Origin of the sequence: Lacinutrix gracilariae, from assembly GCF_042684485.1 — a bacterium.
Classification (GTDB): Bacteria; Bacteroidota; Bacteroidia; order Flavobacteriales; family Flavobacteriaceae; genus Oceanihabitans; species Oceanihabitans gracilariae.
This window is the reverse complement of record NZ_JBHULM010000011.1, coordinates 240,800-259,233: the sequence shown is the minus strand read 5'-3', so window position 1 is coordinate 259,233 and position 18,434 is coordinate 240,800. Positions and strand designations below refer to the sequence as shown.

The following is an 18,434-nucleotide window of genomic DNA, read 5'->3' as shown; positions in this document are numbered from 1 at the left end:
TGCTATTAATTTCTATCTGTATTGTGCGTAAATCACCTTGGTTTGAAGGTATTCTTCCATACCATGTTTTCCATCTGCTCCACCAATTCCAGATTTTTTCCATCCTGCATGGAAACCTTGAATGGCTTCAAAATGTTCTCTGTTGATATACGTTTCTCCATATTGTAATTCTTCAGCAGCATGCATAACTTTATTAAAGTTTTCTGAGAAAATCGAAGAGGTTAATCCATACTCAGAATCATTTGCTAATGCAATAGCTTCGTCTAAAGTGCTAAATTTCATTACTGGTAAAACAGGACCAAAAACTTCATCTTGAATAATTTGCATGTCTTGTCTTACATTAGTTAATAATGTAGGTTCGTAAAAATACCCTTTATCAAACTGGCTAGATTTATTACCTCCAACTAAAACTTCTGCACCTTCTTTTTTTGCAAATTCAACCATTTCTGCTACTTTATCTAACTGTGGTTTAGAAACCAATGCACTCATATCTGGATTGTTATCAGAAAAAGCATCTTCTACTTTTAAAGCTTTCATTTTAGCAGTAACCATTTCTAAAAATTGGTCGTGAATAGATTCTTCAACATACACACGTTCTGCACAATTACATACTTGTCCGCTATAAATAATTCTAGAACCAACAACGGCATTAACCGCTAATTCTAAGTTAGCATCAGCACATACAATAGCAGGTGCTTTACCTCCTAATTCTAAAGATACTTTTGTAATATTTTCTGAAGCAGCTTCCATAACTTTCTGACCTGCAAATACACTACCAGTTAAACTGATAATTCCTGTAATAGGGCTTTTAGATAAAGCGTTTCCAACTACTGGTCCAGTACCACACACAAAGTTTAATACACCAGCAGGTAATTCTATTTTTTGTATTAAATCTACCCACTCCATAATAGTGTTAGGTGCAATACAGCTAGGTTTAATAACACAAGTATTACCTGTAATTAAAGATCCAGCAACTTTTCTTGCCATTACAAAAAATGGGAAGTTCCATGGTAAGATACCTACAGCAACTCCAATTGGTGCTTTGTGTAAAAAGATGTGTTCTTTTTGACGGTCACTTTGTATAATTTCTCCTTCTATTCTTCTTGCAAAACCTGCATAATAATCAAAATAATCGGCTGTAACATCAATTTCAACTTGCGCAAGAGCTATTACTTTAGCTTGTTCTGCTGCTAAAGTTTCGGCTAAAAACACACGGTTTTCACGAATTACAGTAGCCATTTTGTGTAAATAATTAGCACGTTCAATAGCTGTTAGAGATTTCCAAGCGTGTTGTGATTCTTTTGCTGCATCTAATGCTTTATTGGCATCTTCAATAGAACCTTTTGGAATCTCAGACAATACTTCTTCTGTACAAGGGTTAAGTACTTTTGTTACTTCTGAAGAAGTAGATTTTACAAACTTTCCGTTTATAAATTGATTAAATTCTTTCATGAGTGTTTACGTTTATTTTATGTTGTAATATGTGTAAAATTTCGAGCTTTTTGTGATAAATAAACAAAGGCTCGACTTGTTCTTTGCTAATGTGGTTAACAAACTTATATAACAATGTGGCTTTAGTATTTATCCATATTAATCAATAATATGTACAATTTAAACATAGAAGATTTTCTGTGTTTAAATTTTTTCAGAATTATCTAGTACTGAAAAGTCAAAATGTATTGTAATAGAAATTTGTTGACCTGTAACCAATGGTATTTGGTCTCTACAAATAAAGAAAGAAAAGAATAGAAAGGGTTTCTCAAATCCGTCAATTGATTGCTCAAAATCTTCATAGGGTTGAAAACACCTTATTTATAAATAGTAATCATGTATTTTAAAATGAGATTTTAGGTGTATTTACCAGATTTGTATGAAGCAGGAGTTAAGCCAGTAACCGATTTGAATACACGAGAAAAATGATAACGGTCTGAAAAACCTAAGCTGAAAGCAACATTTTCAATAGACCTATTAGTGTGCTCAAATAGCTCGCAAGATTTTGCAATTTTTCTGTTTTGAACAAATTGATGTAGTGTAAAATTCATCTCTTCTTTAAATAATCTCGCAAAAGAATTTGGAGCCATATTTACCAGAGAAGACATTTGTGTATTGCTTAATTTTTTGTCAATATTCACTTCAATATAACGGATGATTTTTAAAACACGTTCGTCTATATTAATAGTTTTCCATAACTCAGGACCAATATTGGTGAGTGCTTCTTTTATAAAAGCTTGTAGTTTTAAATTAAAAGTAAGTTTAAAATCTTTGTTTTCAACTTTTAATCGTTCGGTTAAATAATGTAATCTATCTTTTAAATAATCTGTTAATTCAATTTTTAAAATACCAGGATAAACACTATCAAAAGGAACACCTAAATTAAAGTGAACAAAGAAGTGTATTAAATGCATGCTTTCTAAATCTTTTTCGTTGTGCTTGGTGTTTAGCTGTTTTCCAGAAACATGAATGCCTTCATTATAGATGTGGTTTTTGGTGTAAAGCGATGAAAAAGATGTAAATGGAGGAATAATATAAATATGATTTGGATCCATTTCAAAAACAGTATCCTGATGAATTAATTGTCCGCCTGTGTTTTTATTCCAATATAGCCTCCAAAAAGGAAAAACCATTTCATGACAATCCCACAAATCTAGAAGCCAATACCTACAGCATAACATCTTTATTTTTAAGTCAATAAAGTTTTGATGATTTGCAGAAGGATCGCCTAATTCAATTTTTTTTACAAATTTCATGGAATGCTAATGTTTGAATTAGATACAAAAATACAGATTTTGAATATTTAATAAGGTGTATATAGTCTCTATTTTTGTTACAATAATTTTATTCAAAAAAAAACTATGAAAACAATAAAACTCCCAGTACAGGTAGAAGCAGAATTAAATAAAGTATCTGAAGTAGCTGGTTATTTATGGCAACGTGAATGGGCAGAAAGAAATGCAGGAAACATTTCAATGAACTTAACCTCATACTTTACTAAAGAAGAAGTACAAGGTATTGGAACAGAAGTTCCGTTTGAATTTCCAAAAGGAGCTGCAGGGTTTGTACTCTATATTACAGGTACAGGTTGTTATTTAAGAGATTTAGTGAATAAACTTGAAGAAGCTTCTTGTATTCTTTACATCAATGAAGATGCAACTGCATATTCTATTATTTGGGGAGGTAAGCGTGAAAACTTTGGACCAACTTGTGAGTTGATTTCCCACTCAAGTATTCACCTTTTTAATTCTATACACCATCCAGAAAATTTAGCAGTAGTACATACACATCCTCTAGAGTTAATTTGTATGAGTCATCATGAATTATTTAATGATGAAGAAGAATTAAATAGACAAATTTGGGCTATGTGTCCTGAGGTTAAAGTTTTTGTACCAAAAGGTATTCACTGTACACCTTATGCTCTGTCTAGTACAGCTGCATTAGCAGAGGTTACTATGGAAGCTTTTAAAACAAGAAACGTTTCGTTATGGGAAAAGCATGGAGCAACAGCAACAGCTCCAGATGTAATGCAAGCTTGGGACTTTTTAGATGTAGCAAATAAAGGCGCTAAAATGTTAATGATGTGTTGGGCTGCAGGTTTTAAACCAGCTGGTCTTTCTAATGAGCAATTGACAGAATTAGAGCAGTTTATATAAATTATAATAAGATATAGATCATGAGTAGATTAATAGGTAGACTACCAAAAGTAGGAATTCGTCCTGTAATTGATGGACGTGAATTAGGTGTTAGAGAATCTTTAGAAGTTCAAACCATGGACATGGCTAAAGCAGCAGCTAAATTAATAGAAGAAACCTTACGCTTTCCTAGTGGTGAAAAAGTAGAATGTGTAATAGCAGATACTACTATTGGTGGTGTTGCAGATGCAGCAGCATGTGCAGATAAATTTCAAAGAGAAGGTGTTGAAGTGTCATTAACAGTAACACCATGTTGGTGTTATGGTACAGAAGTTATGGATACCAACCCTTTAACGCCTAAAGCAGTTTGGGGTTTTAATGGTACAGAAAGACCAGGAGCTGTATATTTAGCAGCAGCATTGGCAGGGTATTCTCAAAAAGGATTACCAGCTTTCGGAATTTATGGTAAAGAAGTACAAGATGAAGGAGATCAAACCATTCCTCAAGATGTTTCAGAAAAAATATTACGTTTTACAAAAGGAGCGTTAGCAGTAGCGCAAATGAAAGGGAAGTCTTATTTATCTATAGGATACAGTTCTATGGGTATTGCAGGTTCTATGGTAGATGTAAACTTTTTACAAGATTACTTAGGTGTAAGAGCCGAGTTTGTTGAGTCTGTAGAGTTATTAAGACGTATGGATGAAGGTATTTATGACCATGACGAATATGAAAAAGCATTAGCTTGGACCAAAGAAAACTGTAAAGAAGGAAAAGATTATAACAGTCCTGAAGCTCAAAAATCAGCAGAACAAAAAGATGCTGAGTGGGAAAAGGTAGTGAAAATGACCTTAATCTGTAAAGATTTAATGAACGGAAACCCTAAATTAAAAGAAATGGGCTTCGGTGAAGAATCTAAAGGTAGAAATGCCATTATGGGAGGTTTTCAAGGACAACGTCAGTGGACAGATTACCAACCAAATGCAGATTTTACAGAGTCTATTTTAAACTCTTCTTTTGATTGGAATGGTATTCGTCAAGCATACACATTTGCTACAGAAAACGATTGTTTAAACGCTATTTCTATGTTGTTTGGACATTTATTAACCAATAAAGCACAATTATTCTCAGATGTACGTACGTATTGGAGTCCTGAATCTGTAGAGCGTGTAACTGGTAAAAAATTAACAGGAATTGCTAAAGACGGAATTATTCACCTTATCAATTCTGGTTCTACAACCTTAGATGCTACAGCACAACAAACCGATGCTGATGGTAACCCAACAATGAAACCATTCTGGGAAATTACAGAAGAAGAAGTTCAAAAATGTTTAGATAATACAAAATGGCCAGCTGCAATTGCTGAATATTTTAGAGGTGGAGGATTCTCTTCGCAGTTTAAAACAAAAGGAACTATTCCGTTAACCATGTGTAGAATTAACCTTGTAAAAGGAATTGGACCTGTACTTCAAATTGTAGAAGGATGGAGCGTAGAGTTACCTGAAGATGTACATGAAGTATTAGACGAAAGAACCAACCCAACTTGGCCAACAACTTGGTTTGTACCAAGAGTTACAGGTACTGGTTTCTTTAAAGATGTGTATACAGTTATGGCAAAATGGGGAGCAAATCATGGAGCGATTTCTCATGGTCATATTGGTGCAGATTTAATTTCACTAGCAGCAATGTTACGTATTCCTGTGAATATGCATAATGTTAGCGAAGATGATGTGTTTAGACCAAGTGCATGGTCTGCTTTTGGCGAAGGCTTAGAAGGAGCAGATTATAGAGCTTGTAAAAATTACGGTCCGTTATACGGATTTAAAGAATAATTTAGAATAACTAACAAGGGTGTTTGGCTTTAAGGCTAAACACCCTTTTTTTAATTTTTGAACTGTGATGGTGAATGTAATTGCTGTAATTGATATAGGAAAAACAAATAAAAAAATACTTTTGTTTAATGAAGCGTTTGATGTAGTATACAGAAATGCAACGCGTTTTGATGAGGTTGTAGATGAAGATGGCTATCCTTGTGATGACATCGCGTCTATTGAAAACTGGATTCAAAATGAAATAAAAAGAATTCAATCAGAAGGAGAGTATACTATAAAGGCTATTAATTTTTCTACGCATGGTGCTAGTCTTATTTATCTGGATAAAAACGGAGAAAGAATTACACCTTTATATAACTACTTAAAACCTTTGAATTTAGATGAATATCATGAGTTTTATGAAGCCAATGGAGGTCAAGAAGAGTTTTCTAGAAAAACAGCTTCTCCAGCGTATGGTATGTTAAATACAGGCCTTCAAATATTAAAATTACAAAAAGAGAAACCAGAATTTTGGAATCAAGTAGATGCAATTCTACATTACCCACAATACCTTAGTTACCTTTTTACCAAAAAAATTACTGCAGACTTTACTTCTGTAGGAGCACATACTGCCACTTGGGATTTTGATACCATGCAGTACCATCAATGGATTCAAGATAAAAATATTAAACTTCCGCAACCAAGTAATGGTAAAGAGGCTATAGTAACCCATTTCAATGGACAAGAAATAGCTGTTGGTACAGGATTACATGATAGTTCGGCATCTATTCTTCCTATTTTAGAAACCGAAAAAAATAAAGAATTTATTCTGTTGTCTACAGGTACTTGGATTATTGCTATGAATCCCTTTAGTAAAGAGACCTTAACACAACAACAGTTAAAAAATAACTGCTTGTGTTTTATGACACCTCAAAAGCAGCAAATAAAATCTTCGATGCAGTTTCTAGGGAAAATTCACGAAGTATATTTAACAGCTTTAAGTACGTATTTTAAAGTAGATATCGATACCCATTTACACTTAGAATTAAATGAAACATTGTGCCAAGAATTAGTCAATACCAATGCACGAGTGTTTTTATCTGAAGGGATTGATAGTGATTTTGAAGCACATCCCTACTTATTAACCAATTACAGTAATTACGAAGCCGCTTATTACCAATTGGTTTTTGAAATAAGTAAAAAAGTAATTCAAGGAATTGATTTAATTTTAGATGAAAATTCGGCTATTAAAGACATTTATATTTCTGGTGGTTTTAATAAAAATCTCATATTTATTGCCTTTTTAAAGCTATTGAAAACAGATATTGAAATCCATATTTCTGACTGTAAAAACGAAAGTGCTTTAGGAGCAGCATTGATGATGAAGTCTTATTTTAAATCTATTTAATTATAAATAATGTCGCATCAAAAAACTACTTTAGGAGAGTTTATTATTAAAAACCAAGCTTCGTTCTCGTATTCAACAGGAGAATTATCAAGTCTTTTAAACGCCTTACGTTTAGCTGCAAAAGTGGTAAATCACGAAGTTAATAAAGCTGGATTAGTAGATCTTTTTGGAGACTCTGGTGATGTAAATGTTCAAGGAGAACAGCAGCAAAAACTAGATGTATTTGCAAACAAAACGTTTATACAATCTTTAAAAAACAGAAATATTGTTTGTGGTATTGTTTCTGAAGAAAATGACGAATTTATTACCATAAAAGGGCAAGATAAAGAATCAAACGGTAAGTATGTAGTGCTTATGGATCCTTTAGATGGTTCTTCTAATATAGATGTTAATGTTTCTGTAGGTACTATTTTTTCTATTTATAGAAGAATTACACCAATAGGAACACCTGTGGAAGAAAAAGATTTTTTACAACCAGGAAACGCACAAATTGGCGCAGGTTATATTGTTTATGGTACTTCTACTATGTTGGTGTATACTACAGGAGATGGTGTTAATGGTTTTACCCTTAATCCTGCAATTGGTACGTTTTACCTTTCACATCCTAATATGACATTTCCTGAAGAAGGAAAGGTATATTCGGTAAATCAAGGAAATTATAGGCATTTTCCAGATTCGGTTAAAAAATATATAAAATATTGCCAGCAAGAAGAAGAAGATAGACCATACACACAACGTTATATTGGGTCTTTAGTTTCCGATTTTCATAGAAATATGATACAAGGAGGAGTCTATTTATATCCTAACAGTACAGTTAATAAAGATGGAAAATTAAGATTGCTTTATGAATGTAATCCTATAGCATTTTTAACAGAGCAGGCAGGAGGTATAGCTACTGACGGACAGGTAGATATACTAGATATTGTTCCTTCTCAAATTCATGAACGTGCTCCTCTCTATTGTGGAAGCAGTTCTATGGTTAAAAAATTACTTGAATTTATTAAATAATAAATCAAAATATATGTATTTTAAGCCAAACTAAAAATGCAAAATGCGTAAAATTATTTTCTTTATAGGTATTGTAATTACACTAATTACGCAAGGAGTTAATGCTCAAAATTTCGAAAGAATTTCTAATAAAGAAGGTTTTAATCAAAATACGGTTAACGCCATAGAGCAAGATAAGTATGGGTTTTTATGGTATGCAACTCCTAATGGTTTAATTCGTTATGATGGGTATGAGTTTAAAACATTTAGTACCCAAATTAACCTAGAGTCTACTATTTCTAGTAATAACGTTACTAGTTTGTATAACGATGAAAATGGTGTACTTTGGATTGGTACTAAAGTTGGTGTTAATATCTATGTGCCTTGGTTAGAGCGCTTTTTTACAGTTCCGTTAGACCACAATATTGGTGTTAACAAAATTGCTTCTAAAAATGATGGTTATGTTTGGATAACGTCTGCAAAGAAACTAATACGATGTAAATTAAAAGATGTAAATAAAGGTGTTTTTGAAGTATCTGAAAATATACTGGATTTACAAGATGAATCTCTTGAAATTAACACGTTTACATTTGGTCTTAATTCTTCTATTATTTTAGGAACCAATCTAGGGTTAAAAAAAGTAAAATACACATTAGCAAACCCAGTAGTAAAATCTACACTTCCTGATTCAAATGATTTTGAATTTTTTAAAGATAAACAGATAACAGAAATTATTAAAGTAGATAATATATTCTGGATTGGTACCACAGCAGGTTTGTACAGTTCTAATTTAGATATTAATTCAGATTATCTGATTAAAAAAATAAAAGTTCCAAACCAAGATTCTACTTTTTATGTAAATAGCCTTTTTAAAGATAATGATAATGCCATTTGGATAGGAACTACAGGTGATGGTCTCTATAAATTTAATCCTATTTTAAATTCTTTTAAGCATTTTAATTATGACGCTAAGAATAAAAATAGCATTAGTAGTCATCAAATCAATGCTGTATATCAAGATAGTTTTGATGTGCTTTGGGTAGGTACAGCACAAGGAGGAATTAATAAACTAGACCTGTTTCAAAAACCATTTTATTCGTATACCAACAATCCTTATGATGCCTTTTCTATTGGTGATAATCTAATCACTTCTATTTTAGAAGATAATAATGGAAAGATTTGGATTTCTGGTTACAACAAAAAATTATTTAGATCTGTAGATGACATAGATGAAAACAATATAGACAAAATTAAATTTGAAGATTTACAAAGTAAATTGCCAATAGAAAGTAACGATGTTATAAGGTATATCTATCAAGACCAAAGAAATTATATATGGTTTGGTACAGATAAAAAAATAATGGTTTACAGTCCCGTAAAAAAGAATTTTAAAGAGATTCAATTTTTATCAAAAGGAGACATTACCTCTTTGTTTTTAACTAGAAAGATTGCACAAATTAATGATACAGATATTGTTTTAGCAGGAAATAGAATTTTAGTTGTTGAAAACCCTTGGAAAACAATTGAAATTTCTACACAGCCAAAAATCACTATTAAATCTGCTTTAAAAACAACAAGTAAAGTGCAAAGTTTCTTGCAAGATAGCAATAAACAATTGTGGTTTGGTACAGATAGAGGTTTGTTGCAATGTAGTTATGAAAGAGGAAAATTAAAGCTTATTAGAAACTATAATGATACCAAAACAGGAAGCTCTAAACTAACTTACAATAGCATTTTTACACTTTATGAAGATGCAAAAAAAAATATTTGGATAGGTACTTTTGGTGGTGGCTTAAATAAATTAACACTAGATAGTGATGGTAATCCTTTAAATATTGAATATTTCAGAAAAAACGATCTCTTACCAGATGATGTTATTTACGGAATTTTACCAGAAGCAAACAGTACAAATCTTTGGGTAAGTACAGATATGGGATTGGTTAGGTTTAATACAGAAACCAACAAAGTAAATGTATTTGATGTAAGTGATGGTTTAATGCAAAATAATTTTAGGCAATCGGCTTATGCTTTAGGTGCATCTGGCTATATGTATTTTGGAGGTTTAAACGGACTAACCATTTTTGATCCTCAAAAAATATCTTTAAACAAAATGCCTCCAAGAGTTTTAATTACGTCGCTATTAATTAATAATAAAGCCGTAAAAATAGGAGAGAAATTAAATGATATTACTATTCTTAAAAAAGCAATATCAGAAACAGATACTATTACCATTTCTAAAAGCCAACGCATTATTTCGTTTAATTTAGTTGCTGAGCATACTTCTGCACCAGCAAAAAATAAAATAGCCTATAAATTAGATGGTTTTAATAAAGATTGGGTAGAAACAGATGAAGGTAAATCTGCTATCACGTATACCAATTTAGAAGCAGGAACCTATACCTTAAAAGTAAAATCTGCTAATGGAGATGGTGTTTGGAGTGCTTCAATCAAAACATTAACATTAGAAGTACTGCCGCTTTGGTATCAAACTTGGTGGAGTTATACGTTGTTAGTCCTTATCTTTTTGGGAGTTGGCGTAGGAATTGTTTTCTATTTTGTACAACATGAAAAACTAAAACAAAGATTAATCTATGAGCAAATAGATAAAGATAGAATGGAGGTTGTAAACCAAGGGAAATTTAAATATTTCACCAACCTATCTCATGAGTTTAGAACACCACTTACGTTAATTTCTGGTCCGCTAGATCGCGTTATAGAAAACAACAGAAATCCAGAGAACGAAAAATATTTATCAATTATAAAAAGAAATACACATCGTCTTTTAAGTTTAATTGATCAATTAATAACATTTAGACAATCAGAACAAGGGTATTTAAATTTAAACTATACAAAGTCTACTTTAGGTGAATTCTTATATCCAACAACAGAAGCTTTTGAAAATTACGCTTTAGAAAAGAACATTAATTTTTATTATAAAATAAGTTCTCCAAATGAAGAAATTGTAATAGATGTAGAAAAACTAGAAAGAATACTTTTTAATCTACTTTCTAATGCCTTTAAAAATACACCTGTTCAAGGTACTATTAGTATTGAAGCTTCTATTGTATTTGAAAATAATGAAAAAAACATTAAAATAGATGTTGTAGATACAGGTAAAGGAATTCCTAAAGAAAACCTGAATAATATATTTGAAAGGTTTTATCAATTAGGAAACCAAGATGGAAATGTTAGTGGAGGAGGAATTGGGTTGTCTTTCTGTAAATCTTTAATAGACTTATTTAACGGACGTATTACTGTAAAAAGTAAACCAAATAAAGAAACTCGCTTTACGGTTTTTATTCCGTCTTCTAAAATTGAAGAAGTGGAAATAGAAGACAGCAAAGTACAGAAGTCTTTTATAAAAAATTGGGTGCCTTTACAAGCTAATAGTTTAAAGAAGGATAATGAAGAGCAAATAGCTGAAAAACAACATAGTGTGTTAGTAGTAGAAAATGAAATAGATATTCAAGATTTTCTTAAAAATGCATTGTCAGACACTTATAATATTGCCATTGCAAACAATGGAGTTGAAGCTTTAGAAGCCATTAAAAAAACAGAGTTTAGTACAGTAATAAGTGATGTGATGATGCCAGAAATGGATGGTTTTGAATTGTGTAAACGTATTAAGGCTAATCCGGAAACCTGTCAACTTCCCGTTTTACTATTAACTGCTTTAGGAGATAATGTAGATTTAATTAAAGGTTTAGAGTTTGGTGCAGATGAATATATTAGCAAACCCTTTTCTTTAAAACATTTAGAACTTCGACTTAAAAAGTTAATTGAAAATAATTTTAAGATTAAAGAGTATTTTTCAAAAAACAGTATACCTCCAAAAAATAAAAAAGAGTTAGACTTATCTAAAAGAGATCTTGAGTTTTTAGAGAGAATTTCAGAAATAATAGAAAAGAATTTATCCAATTCAAATTTTGGTGTAGAAGAACTTTCTATTGAAGCTGGCTTAAGTTCCTCTCATTTTTATAGAAAATTAAAGCAACTTACTGGGCAAGTACCAAATGCTTATTTGCGTAATTTTAGATTGCAAAGAGCTGCCGAATTGTTAGACAGTAATACAGGGTATAATGTTGCAGAAGTGATGTATCAAATAGGTATAGAGTCTAACTCTTACTTTTCAACTTCCTTTAAAAAACTGCATGGAGTTTCCCCTTCAGAATATTCAAAAAGAGCTAAATGATAGTTTTTAGCAACGAAATGATGAATTAAAGAACAGTATATCGTACTAAGTTATTTAAGTTTGTTACTCACAATTATTAACTAATATTAAACCCATTTAACAAGATGAAAAAAACAATATTATTACTAGTATTTAGCATAGCACTTTCAAGTTCAGTATTTGCTCAAAGTGATGTGGATAAAAAAGTAGAATCTTATATCGCAAGAGTAGAGAGTAAATTAACACTTACTAGTGAAGAAAAAGAAACTTTAGTAGCATTAAATACAGAACATGCTAAAGCAACTTTAGAAATTAATGACACTTATGAAAAAGGTTCTGAAGAGCTTAAAGCAAAACGCAAAGCGAATAACCAAAAATATGGTAAGGCTTTAAAAGAAGCCTTTGGAAAAGAGCGTGCTAAAGAAATAAAAATGGCAGCTAAAAAGAATAAAAAAGGTAAAAAGAAGAAAAAGAAAAACTAAAAACTTCTATAATAATCAATAGAATTTTCTTCCATATTATTACGTAAAAAACAGGATAAAGTTTTAAGGCGTAACTAAGAAAACATCTTATATATAGTAAGTCTCTTAAAGGTATCTATAAATACTTTTAAGAGACTTATTGTTTTATATAGCTAATATGCCTGTTGTAGCGAAATAATGCTTTACAGTGTTAAATTATAGTGTTTTAATATAGAAAAGTAGCTTTATTATCTCTACTAAGTAACACGCTGTAAGTTTAAGAGTGTATATTGTTTGTTGCCTAGAATTAATAAATAAAAAAATCTCAGCAATATGCTGAGATTTTAAAGTTAGTATTACGTGTTTGTTATCGTATTAAATTATAGTTTAAAAAGGTAGTGTATACCATTTTAAATTGTTGCTATTGCCTTTTAAAATGCATGTATATAAGGCAAAGTGTTTAGGCTACGTTCAATTACCAAGTAGTTAAGGCAGCTCTTACCCATGTGTTAGTTGCTATGCAAACGTAAATGTGTGTTGCTGTAACTCTTATTTCTCCTTCTTCACCAAGAGCTGTACTACTAGCAGGAGCTGTATTTAAAGCAGAAACTTTATACTGTGTAGCTTCTGTTGTACCATTAACTTCTAAGGTATGTGTTGTTGCTATTTTGTCTATTCCAACTCTATCGTTCCCAAAATCACCATAAATCAATGGTGTAGCACTATTTTCATTTTGAATTAATAAAGTATTTGAAACAGCACCCCAAGCACCATTAAAACCTGCTCTGTTTCCAATAAAAACGTTAGAACTACCATTGTTGTTACGGCCAGCTTGTCTTCCTAAAAACACATTTTCATTTCCTGTGGTAAATCGACCAGCTTGTTGCCCAATAAAAACGTTGTTAAATCCATCTAATTCTTCACCGGTTAATTGACCAATAAGCACATTGGCGGTTGAGGTATCATCATCATTTGCAATTAATGCTCCGGCTAATGCTCCAATAGCAGTATTACCACCAGAGATATTTTGTTTAAGTGCACCATATCCTAATGCAGTATTATTATTACTGCTAACATTATTATTAAGTGCCTCAAAACCAACACTAGTATTTTGTAAGCCATCTTCATTAAGGTATAAAGCACGATAACCAACTGCAGTATTTTGTCCAGTGGTATTATTATTTAATGCTTCTCTACCAATTGCGGTATTACTAGAACCAGTTACATTATTAGACAAAGCCAATTCACCTATAGCGACATTGTAATCTCCAATAGTATTGCTAGTCAATGCTTGTGTTCCTACAGCAGTGTTAAAATTTGCAGTTGTATTTGCTTCTAAAGCACCTCTTCCAAAAGCAGAGTTTCTTCGTCCGGAGCTATTTGTTGCTAAGGCTCTAAAACCAAAAGCAGAGTTGTTTAAACTTGTATTTAAATTCAAAGCTTGAAATCCGAAAGCAGAATTAGCATCCCCATTTATATTCGACATTAATGCGTTATAACCAACAGCAACATTTTGATTATGATCACCATCATCACCTTGTCCTGCTCCTATACCAATAAAAACAGAAGATCCATCATTTGTTCCATCGTCATCTGATTTTGCATCCGAAAGATCATTTAATTTTTCAATACTTGAAAATCGAATCCAATTTGTAGTTGCTTGATCCCAATGATAAAAGCCTTTTGTGTCTAAACCAACTGTAGTTGTTAAATACACAAGCATTCCATCTTGTGCAGCCGTAGGGTTTGTAGCAGGAAAAGCATCAATTCTAGGTATTAATAAACCGTCTGCATTAGTGGGAGCAGCTTGATTAGAAGCTGTAATATCTAGAGTAGCTTGAGGATTAGAGTTTCCTATACCAACTTGCGCAAAAGAGAACGAACCTATACATAATAAAATATAAAAAAGAAAAGCTCTTTGCTTTAGAGGTCGTGCTTTGTGTAAATTGTTTTTCATATCAGTAAAATGATTTAATTTAGTTAGATAATTATAACAGTCGTATTTATAGTTTTGTAATAACAAAAATGAATAGATTACTTTTTTCTAACTAAACTATTATTAATTAAATAGCGTTATTGCTTAGGTCAATAAATATTTAGGGTAATTAAATTTTTTTTATAAAAATAAATAGAATAACGCAGTTGTACTTTCTCTAATCCACTAGTTTATTACTGTAATCCACCTAAATAATATATGGAAAAAATACTAGTGATAAAGTTGAGGTTACGAGATTACTTCATGCTCTTTTTTTTATAAAAAGTTGAAAAAATAACGATACTTCAATAGTAAGCTAAGTATTAATTGATGGATTAAAGCAAAATTAGAGAGAAAAAAAGAGTTTTAATGACCAAATAGTTTTGTTTCTTAGCCACAGAAAAAGAACCCTTTTAAAGAGGATATAATTAATAGTAGCAATAAAAGCATGTATTTATCTAACGCAATTATAATGAAATTCAAATATATTATAACCTGTATTATTTTAGGAGTTTTAAGTTTTAGCTGTAATGCGCAAAACCCTAAAACAGTAAATTACAAAACACAAAATACAGATAGGCCAGCACCTAATGTGCTATTGTTGCTTACAGATGATTTGGGTTGGCAAGATGTAAAAGCATATGATATAGATGAACCTTCGCCTTATGAAACGCCAAACATAGATGCATTAGCAAAAAAAGGAGTACAGTTTTGGCAAGCGTATTCTCCAGCGCCAACTTGTGCGCCTAGTAGATGTGCTATAATGAGTGGAACCCATCCAGCAAGAGCACAAAAAACACATGTTGTTGGTGGAGCGCCTCCTACGGTTTATGCTAACAAAGAAACACAACGCGTTATGGATCCTTGGTATAGTGGACGTATGCCAGAAAACGAAATGACACTAGCAAGAGCCTTACAGCAAAAAGGATACACTACGGGACATGCCGGAAAATGGCATATGGCTATTAATCATTTTGCCTATCCGCAACCAGAAGATCAAGGTTTTGATGTTACAACTGCAAATCGTGGTGCAACTAGTCCGCAAGAACCACATCGATTAACAGATTTTGCAACTACAGATCCTTCAGATCCTTATCGATTAGATGAAAACGGTTTTCCTTTTCATCAAAATAGTCAAGATGCTTTAAACTTTTTAAAAGAACATAAACAAGATCCATTTTTCTTGTACTATGCTACGTTTTTAGTGCATGCGCCAATACATACAAGAAGCAAAGCACTTTTTGAAAAATATTGCGAAAAACTAGGAGTTCCATACCCAACAGATCCTAACCATTGGAATGTAAAAGGACAGAATAATCCGTATTACTGTGCCATGGTAGAAATGTTAGATTATTATGTAGGTCAAGTTCTTAACTACCTTGAAACTACCGATGATCCGCGTTGGCCAGGACATAAATTAAGCGAAAACACTTATATTATTTTTACTTCTGATAATGGAGGAATGGAAAAAGCTCATGGTGATATTGTAACCGATAATTTTCCGTTAGATAAAGGGAAGATTAATGCAAAAGAAGGTGGTACAAGAGTGCCTTTATTAATTTCTGGACCTGGAATAAAGCAAGGTGTTCAGTCTGATGTTGTGGTTAACGGACTTGATTTTTACCCTACAATTCTATCTTTATTAGGTGTTGATACACCTGAAAATAAACATTTAGATGGTGCAGATTTATCTACTTTATTATTACAGGATCCTACCAATTCTAAATTAGTTTTAGATAAAAATGGAAAAGAAAGAACTACCATGATGTGGCATTTTCCGCATGCATCCTACCAAAGTACATTGCGTGTAGGTGATTATAAATTGATTAGAAATTACGATTATAAAAATAATCCTGGCACGCCAGAGTTTGAGCTATACAAATTATATAATTCTAATAATGGAGTAGTAGAACGTGTAGATATTGAAGAGGCTAATAACTTAGCTACATCTTATCCTGAAAAAACTAAGGAAATGAATAAGCAGCTGACTTCTATTTTAACAGAAATGAATGCGAGTTATCCTTCCTATAATCCATATTATAAAAAAGATATGGAGCACAAAGAAACAGTTCCTACAATATTGTCTGCGTCAAAAGAGAATAATCTAGTTACTTTTAAATATCAAGAAAATGGAGCTAAGGTGGTAAAAGCCAATTTAATTTATACTACCAATGGAGGACATCGTTATGAGGAATGGTTTAAAACAGAAGCTAAAATAAATACCAATGGTACTATAACAGTTTCTTTACCTAAAGAAACAACCCATTATATCATAAACCTAATAGATACACATAATTTTTTAGTAAGTTACCCTGAAATACCACCTATTAAATCTCTTAAAAAAACAAAAAAGAAATATTCTAACTATGCTATAAGTAATGATTAATTCACTTTGAAATTACTATAAACATTTGATTTTAAGTTGTTAAGCGTTTGTTTTACAAGAAATGAGAATGCTTTTGGTTGATTTAAGCAAGAACAAATGTCTTTATATAATTAAATTTGAAAAACATTTTATAAAACTTTATAAACAAACATATTATGAAAAAAACACTACTAACCTTAACATTAACCCTTGTTTCCTTAATTGGGTTTTCACAAACGTATACATGGCATTCTGTAGATGATTGCGTAACAATGAATGCAGTTCCTTCAGGAAATGCTGTTTATGTTACATCTGTAGCAAATCCAGATACTGTTAATCCTGTAGCCAACCCAAACACTTCAATAAACGTATCTAGTATTACTTCAGATTCGTCTAACAATAATATTACATTCGATCTGCCTGCAGGTATTACTGCAGGAACTAATTTTTCAATTAGTTTTCGTTTTTGGACAGCAAATGCAGGATCTAATAATGATGGTTCTGGAAGAATGATTGTTAGAATGTATAATTCTAGCTTAGGTACTGGAGCAAGTAGCCGTTTAAATTTACCTGTTGCAAATAAAGTAGGAGGAGAATGGGAAGACTATACCTATTCTGAAACTTCTTTACCTGATAATGCAGATGGTACAATTAATGGTGCTGGTGGTTATGATAAATTACTTATTATACCTTCAAATAATGCCGTTGCTATTGAAACATTATACTTTGATGATATTGAAATGAATATTGAAAATAGTTATACAACACTTCCTAGTGAAGCAACTTTAGCTACAGATAACCAATGGTACTATAATAATAGTCCTGATGCTTTTAATACTACAGTAGAAGGCTGGGGTGGAGGTTCCGATGTTTTAGCTTCTCAACCAACGCCTACAACTAATGGTAATAGCAGTCCTACAGTTTTAAAATTTACAAGAAATGATTTAGATGCTACTACAGGAATTAAATTTGATCAAGCAACAAGTGGTTTTAAATACGATGAAGGAGATGGAAAAATAACGGTAAGAATTTATCCGGAATGTAACGTGGCTTACGGAACTCCTAATTTAAAAATTCGTGCAAGATATAATGCAGCTGCTGGTACGCAAATACAAACAGATGGTACTACAGATTTAATTGCTAATCAATGGAATGAAGTTAGTTTAGACTTAACAGATGCTGGTAATCAAGCTGGTTTAACCTCTGATGGTATTTACAACGAAGTTTACCTTATTTTTAATCAAGGTGTTAATATTGATACAGAAGGAAATCCTGCTGTTTTTTACATCGATGCATTACAGGTTCCTAGTGCAGGATCCTTATCTGTAGATGATTTTGAATTAAATAGTTTTAGTATATATCCAAACCCAGTAAAAAATAGTTTTAAAATTGATACTAACAGTAGCATTGAAACTGTAGAAGTGTATAATATTACTGGTCGTTTAATAAAAACATTTACTCAAGAAAATACGTATGATATTAGTGATTTAGCAACTGGAATTTACATTGCAAATATCAAGACACAATTTGGGGTTAAAACAATCAAAATTGTAAAGCAATAATATTTTAATTACAAACAAATCTTATTAAAGTTCTTTGGTGCAAAAAAAACATCAAAGAACTTTTTTTTGTT

The 18,434-nt window shown here is 31.7% G+C and carries 11 protein-coding genes; 8 read left to right on the top strand and 3 right to left on the bottom strand.

Going from position 1 to position 18,434, the window contains the following annotated elements:
* Window positions 1–12: 12 nt before the first annotated feature.
* Window positions 13–1,452, bottom strand: a complete 1,440-nt coding sequence (gene aldA, locus ACFSSB_RS08315; protein WP_379903085.1) for an aldehyde dehydrogenase — start codon at window positions 1,450–1,452, stop codon at window positions 13–15.
* Between the two features lie 395 nt (window positions 1,453–1,847).
* Window positions 1,848–2,747 carry an AraC family transcriptional regulator gene (locus tag ACFSSB_RS08310; protein WP_379903083.1) on the bottom strand — a complete coding sequence of 300 codons (900 nt, stop codon included), beginning with the start codon at window positions 2,745–2,747 and terminating at the stop codon, window positions 1,848–1,850.
* Window positions 2,748–2,852: 105 nt separating this feature from the next.
* Between ACFSSB_RS08310 and rhaD the strand changes: the two genes are divergently transcribed.
* The 6 genes from rhaD (at window position 2,853) to ACFSSB_RS08280 (ending at window position 12,482) form a co-directional block, all read left to right on the top strand.
* Complete coding sequence (gene rhaD / locus ACFSSB_RS08305; RefSeq protein ID WP_379903081.1) at window positions 2,853–3,647, top strand: rhamnulose-1-phosphate aldolase; 795 nt, start codon at window positions 2,853–2,855, stop codon at window positions 3,645–3,647.
* Between the two features lie 20 nt (window positions 3,648–3,667).
* Window positions 3,668–5,455 (top strand): L-fucose isomerase, encoded by a 1,788-nt coding sequence (locus ACFSSB_RS08300; RefSeq protein ID WP_379903079.1) that lies wholly within the window; start codon window positions 3,668–3,670, stop codon window positions 5,453–5,455.
* A 67-nt stretch (window positions 5,456–5,522) separates the two neighbouring features.
* The gene (locus ACFSSB_RS08295) at window positions 5,523–6,842 is read left to right on the top strand and encodes an FGGY family carbohydrate kinase (RefSeq protein WP_379905667.1); all 1,320 of its coding nucleotides are present in this window, start codon (window positions 5,523–5,525) and stop codon (window positions 6,840–6,842) included.
* 9 nt (window positions 6,843–6,851) lie between these two features.
* Window positions 6,852–7,850 carry a class 1 fructose-bisphosphatase gene (fbp, locus tag ACFSSB_RS08290; protein ID WP_379903077.1) on the top strand — a complete coding sequence of 333 codons (999 nt, stop codon included), beginning with the start codon at window positions 6,852–6,854 and terminating at the stop codon, window positions 7,848–7,850.
* A 43-nt stretch (window positions 7,851–7,893) separates the two neighbouring features.
* Window positions 7,894–12,021 carry a hybrid sensor histidine kinase/response regulator transcription factor gene (locus ACFSSB_RS08285; RefSeq protein ID WP_379903075.1) on the top strand — a complete coding sequence of 1,376 codons (4,128 nt, stop codon included), beginning with the start codon at window positions 7,894–7,896 and terminating at the stop codon, window positions 12,019–12,021.
* 104 nt (window positions 12,022–12,125) lie between these two features.
* A complete protein-coding gene (locus ACFSSB_RS08280; RefSeq protein WP_379903073.1) occupies window positions 12,126–12,482 on the top strand; it encodes a hypothetical protein in 357 nt (118 codons plus the stop codon).
* A gap of 454 nt (window positions 12,483–12,936) precedes the next feature.
* Here the strand turns inward: ACFSSB_RS08280 and ACFSSB_RS08275 are convergent, their stop codons facing one another.
* Complete coding sequence (locus ACFSSB_RS08275) at window positions 12,937–14,418, bottom strand: hypothetical protein (protein ID WP_379903071.1); 1,482 nt, start codon at window positions 14,416–14,418, stop codon at window positions 12,937–12,939.
* A 490-nt stretch (window positions 14,419–14,908) separates the two neighbouring features.
* Here ACFSSB_RS08275 and ACFSSB_RS08270 point away from each other — a divergent pair, with 490 nt between their 5' ends.
* Both ACFSSB_RS08270 and ACFSSB_RS08265 read left to right on the top strand, forming a co-directional pair.
* The gene (locus ACFSSB_RS08270) at window positions 14,909–16,822 is read left to right on the top strand and encodes a sulfatase (RefSeq protein WP_379903069.1); all 1,914 of its coding nucleotides are present in this window, start codon (window positions 14,909–14,911) and stop codon (window positions 16,820–16,822) included.
* Between the two features lie 155 nt (window positions 16,823–16,977).
* The gene (locus ACFSSB_RS08265) at window positions 16,978–18,363 is read left to right on the top strand and encodes a T9SS type A sorting domain-containing protein (RefSeq protein WP_379903067.1); all 1,386 of its coding nucleotides are present in this window, start codon (window positions 16,978–16,980) and stop codon (window positions 18,361–18,363) included.
* Window positions 18,364–18,434: the final 71 nt, after the last annotated feature.

Bases quoted from the DNA above. Each gene is read 5' to 3' on its own strand.
- aldA (WP_379903085.1), bottom strand. From the start codon at position 1,452: ATGAAAGAATTTAATCAATTTATAAACGGAAAGTTTGTAAAATCTACT.
- ACFSSB_RS08310 (WP_379903083.1), bottom strand. From the start codon at position 2,747: ATGAAATTTGTAAAAAAAATTGAATTAGGCGATCCTTCTGCAAATCAT.
- rhaD (WP_379903081.1), top strand. From the start codon at position 2,853: ATGAAAACAATAAAACTCCCAGTACAGGTAGAAGCAGAATTAAATAAA.
- ACFSSB_RS08300 (WP_379903079.1), top strand. From the start codon at position 3,668: ATGAGTAGATTAATAGGTAGACTACCAAAAGTAGGAATTCGTCCTGTA.
- ACFSSB_RS08295 (WP_379905667.1), top strand. From the start codon at position 5,523: ATGGTGAATGTAATTGCTGTAATTGATATAGGAAAAACAAATAAAAAA.
- fbp (WP_379903077.1), top strand. From the start codon at position 6,852: ATGTCGCATCAAAAAACTACTTTAGGAGAGTTTATTATTAAAAACCAA.
- ACFSSB_RS08285 (WP_379903075.1), top strand. From the start codon at position 7,894: ATGCGTAAAATTATTTTCTTTATAGGTATTGTAATTACACTAATTACG.
- ACFSSB_RS08280 (WP_379903073.1), top strand. From the start codon at position 12,126: ATGAAAAAAACAATATTATTACTAGTATTTAGCATAGCACTTTCAAGT.
- ACFSSB_RS08275 (WP_379903071.1), bottom strand. From the start codon at position 14,418: ATGAAAAACAATTTACACAAAGCACGACCTCTAAAGCAAAGAGCTTTT.
- ACFSSB_RS08270 (WP_379903069.1), top strand. From the start codon at position 14,909: ATGAAATTCAAATATATTATAACCTGTATTATTTTAGGAGTTTTAAGT.
- ACFSSB_RS08265 (WP_379903067.1), top strand. From the start codon at position 16,978: ATGAAAAAAACACTACTAACCTTAACATTAACCCTTGTTTCCTTAATT.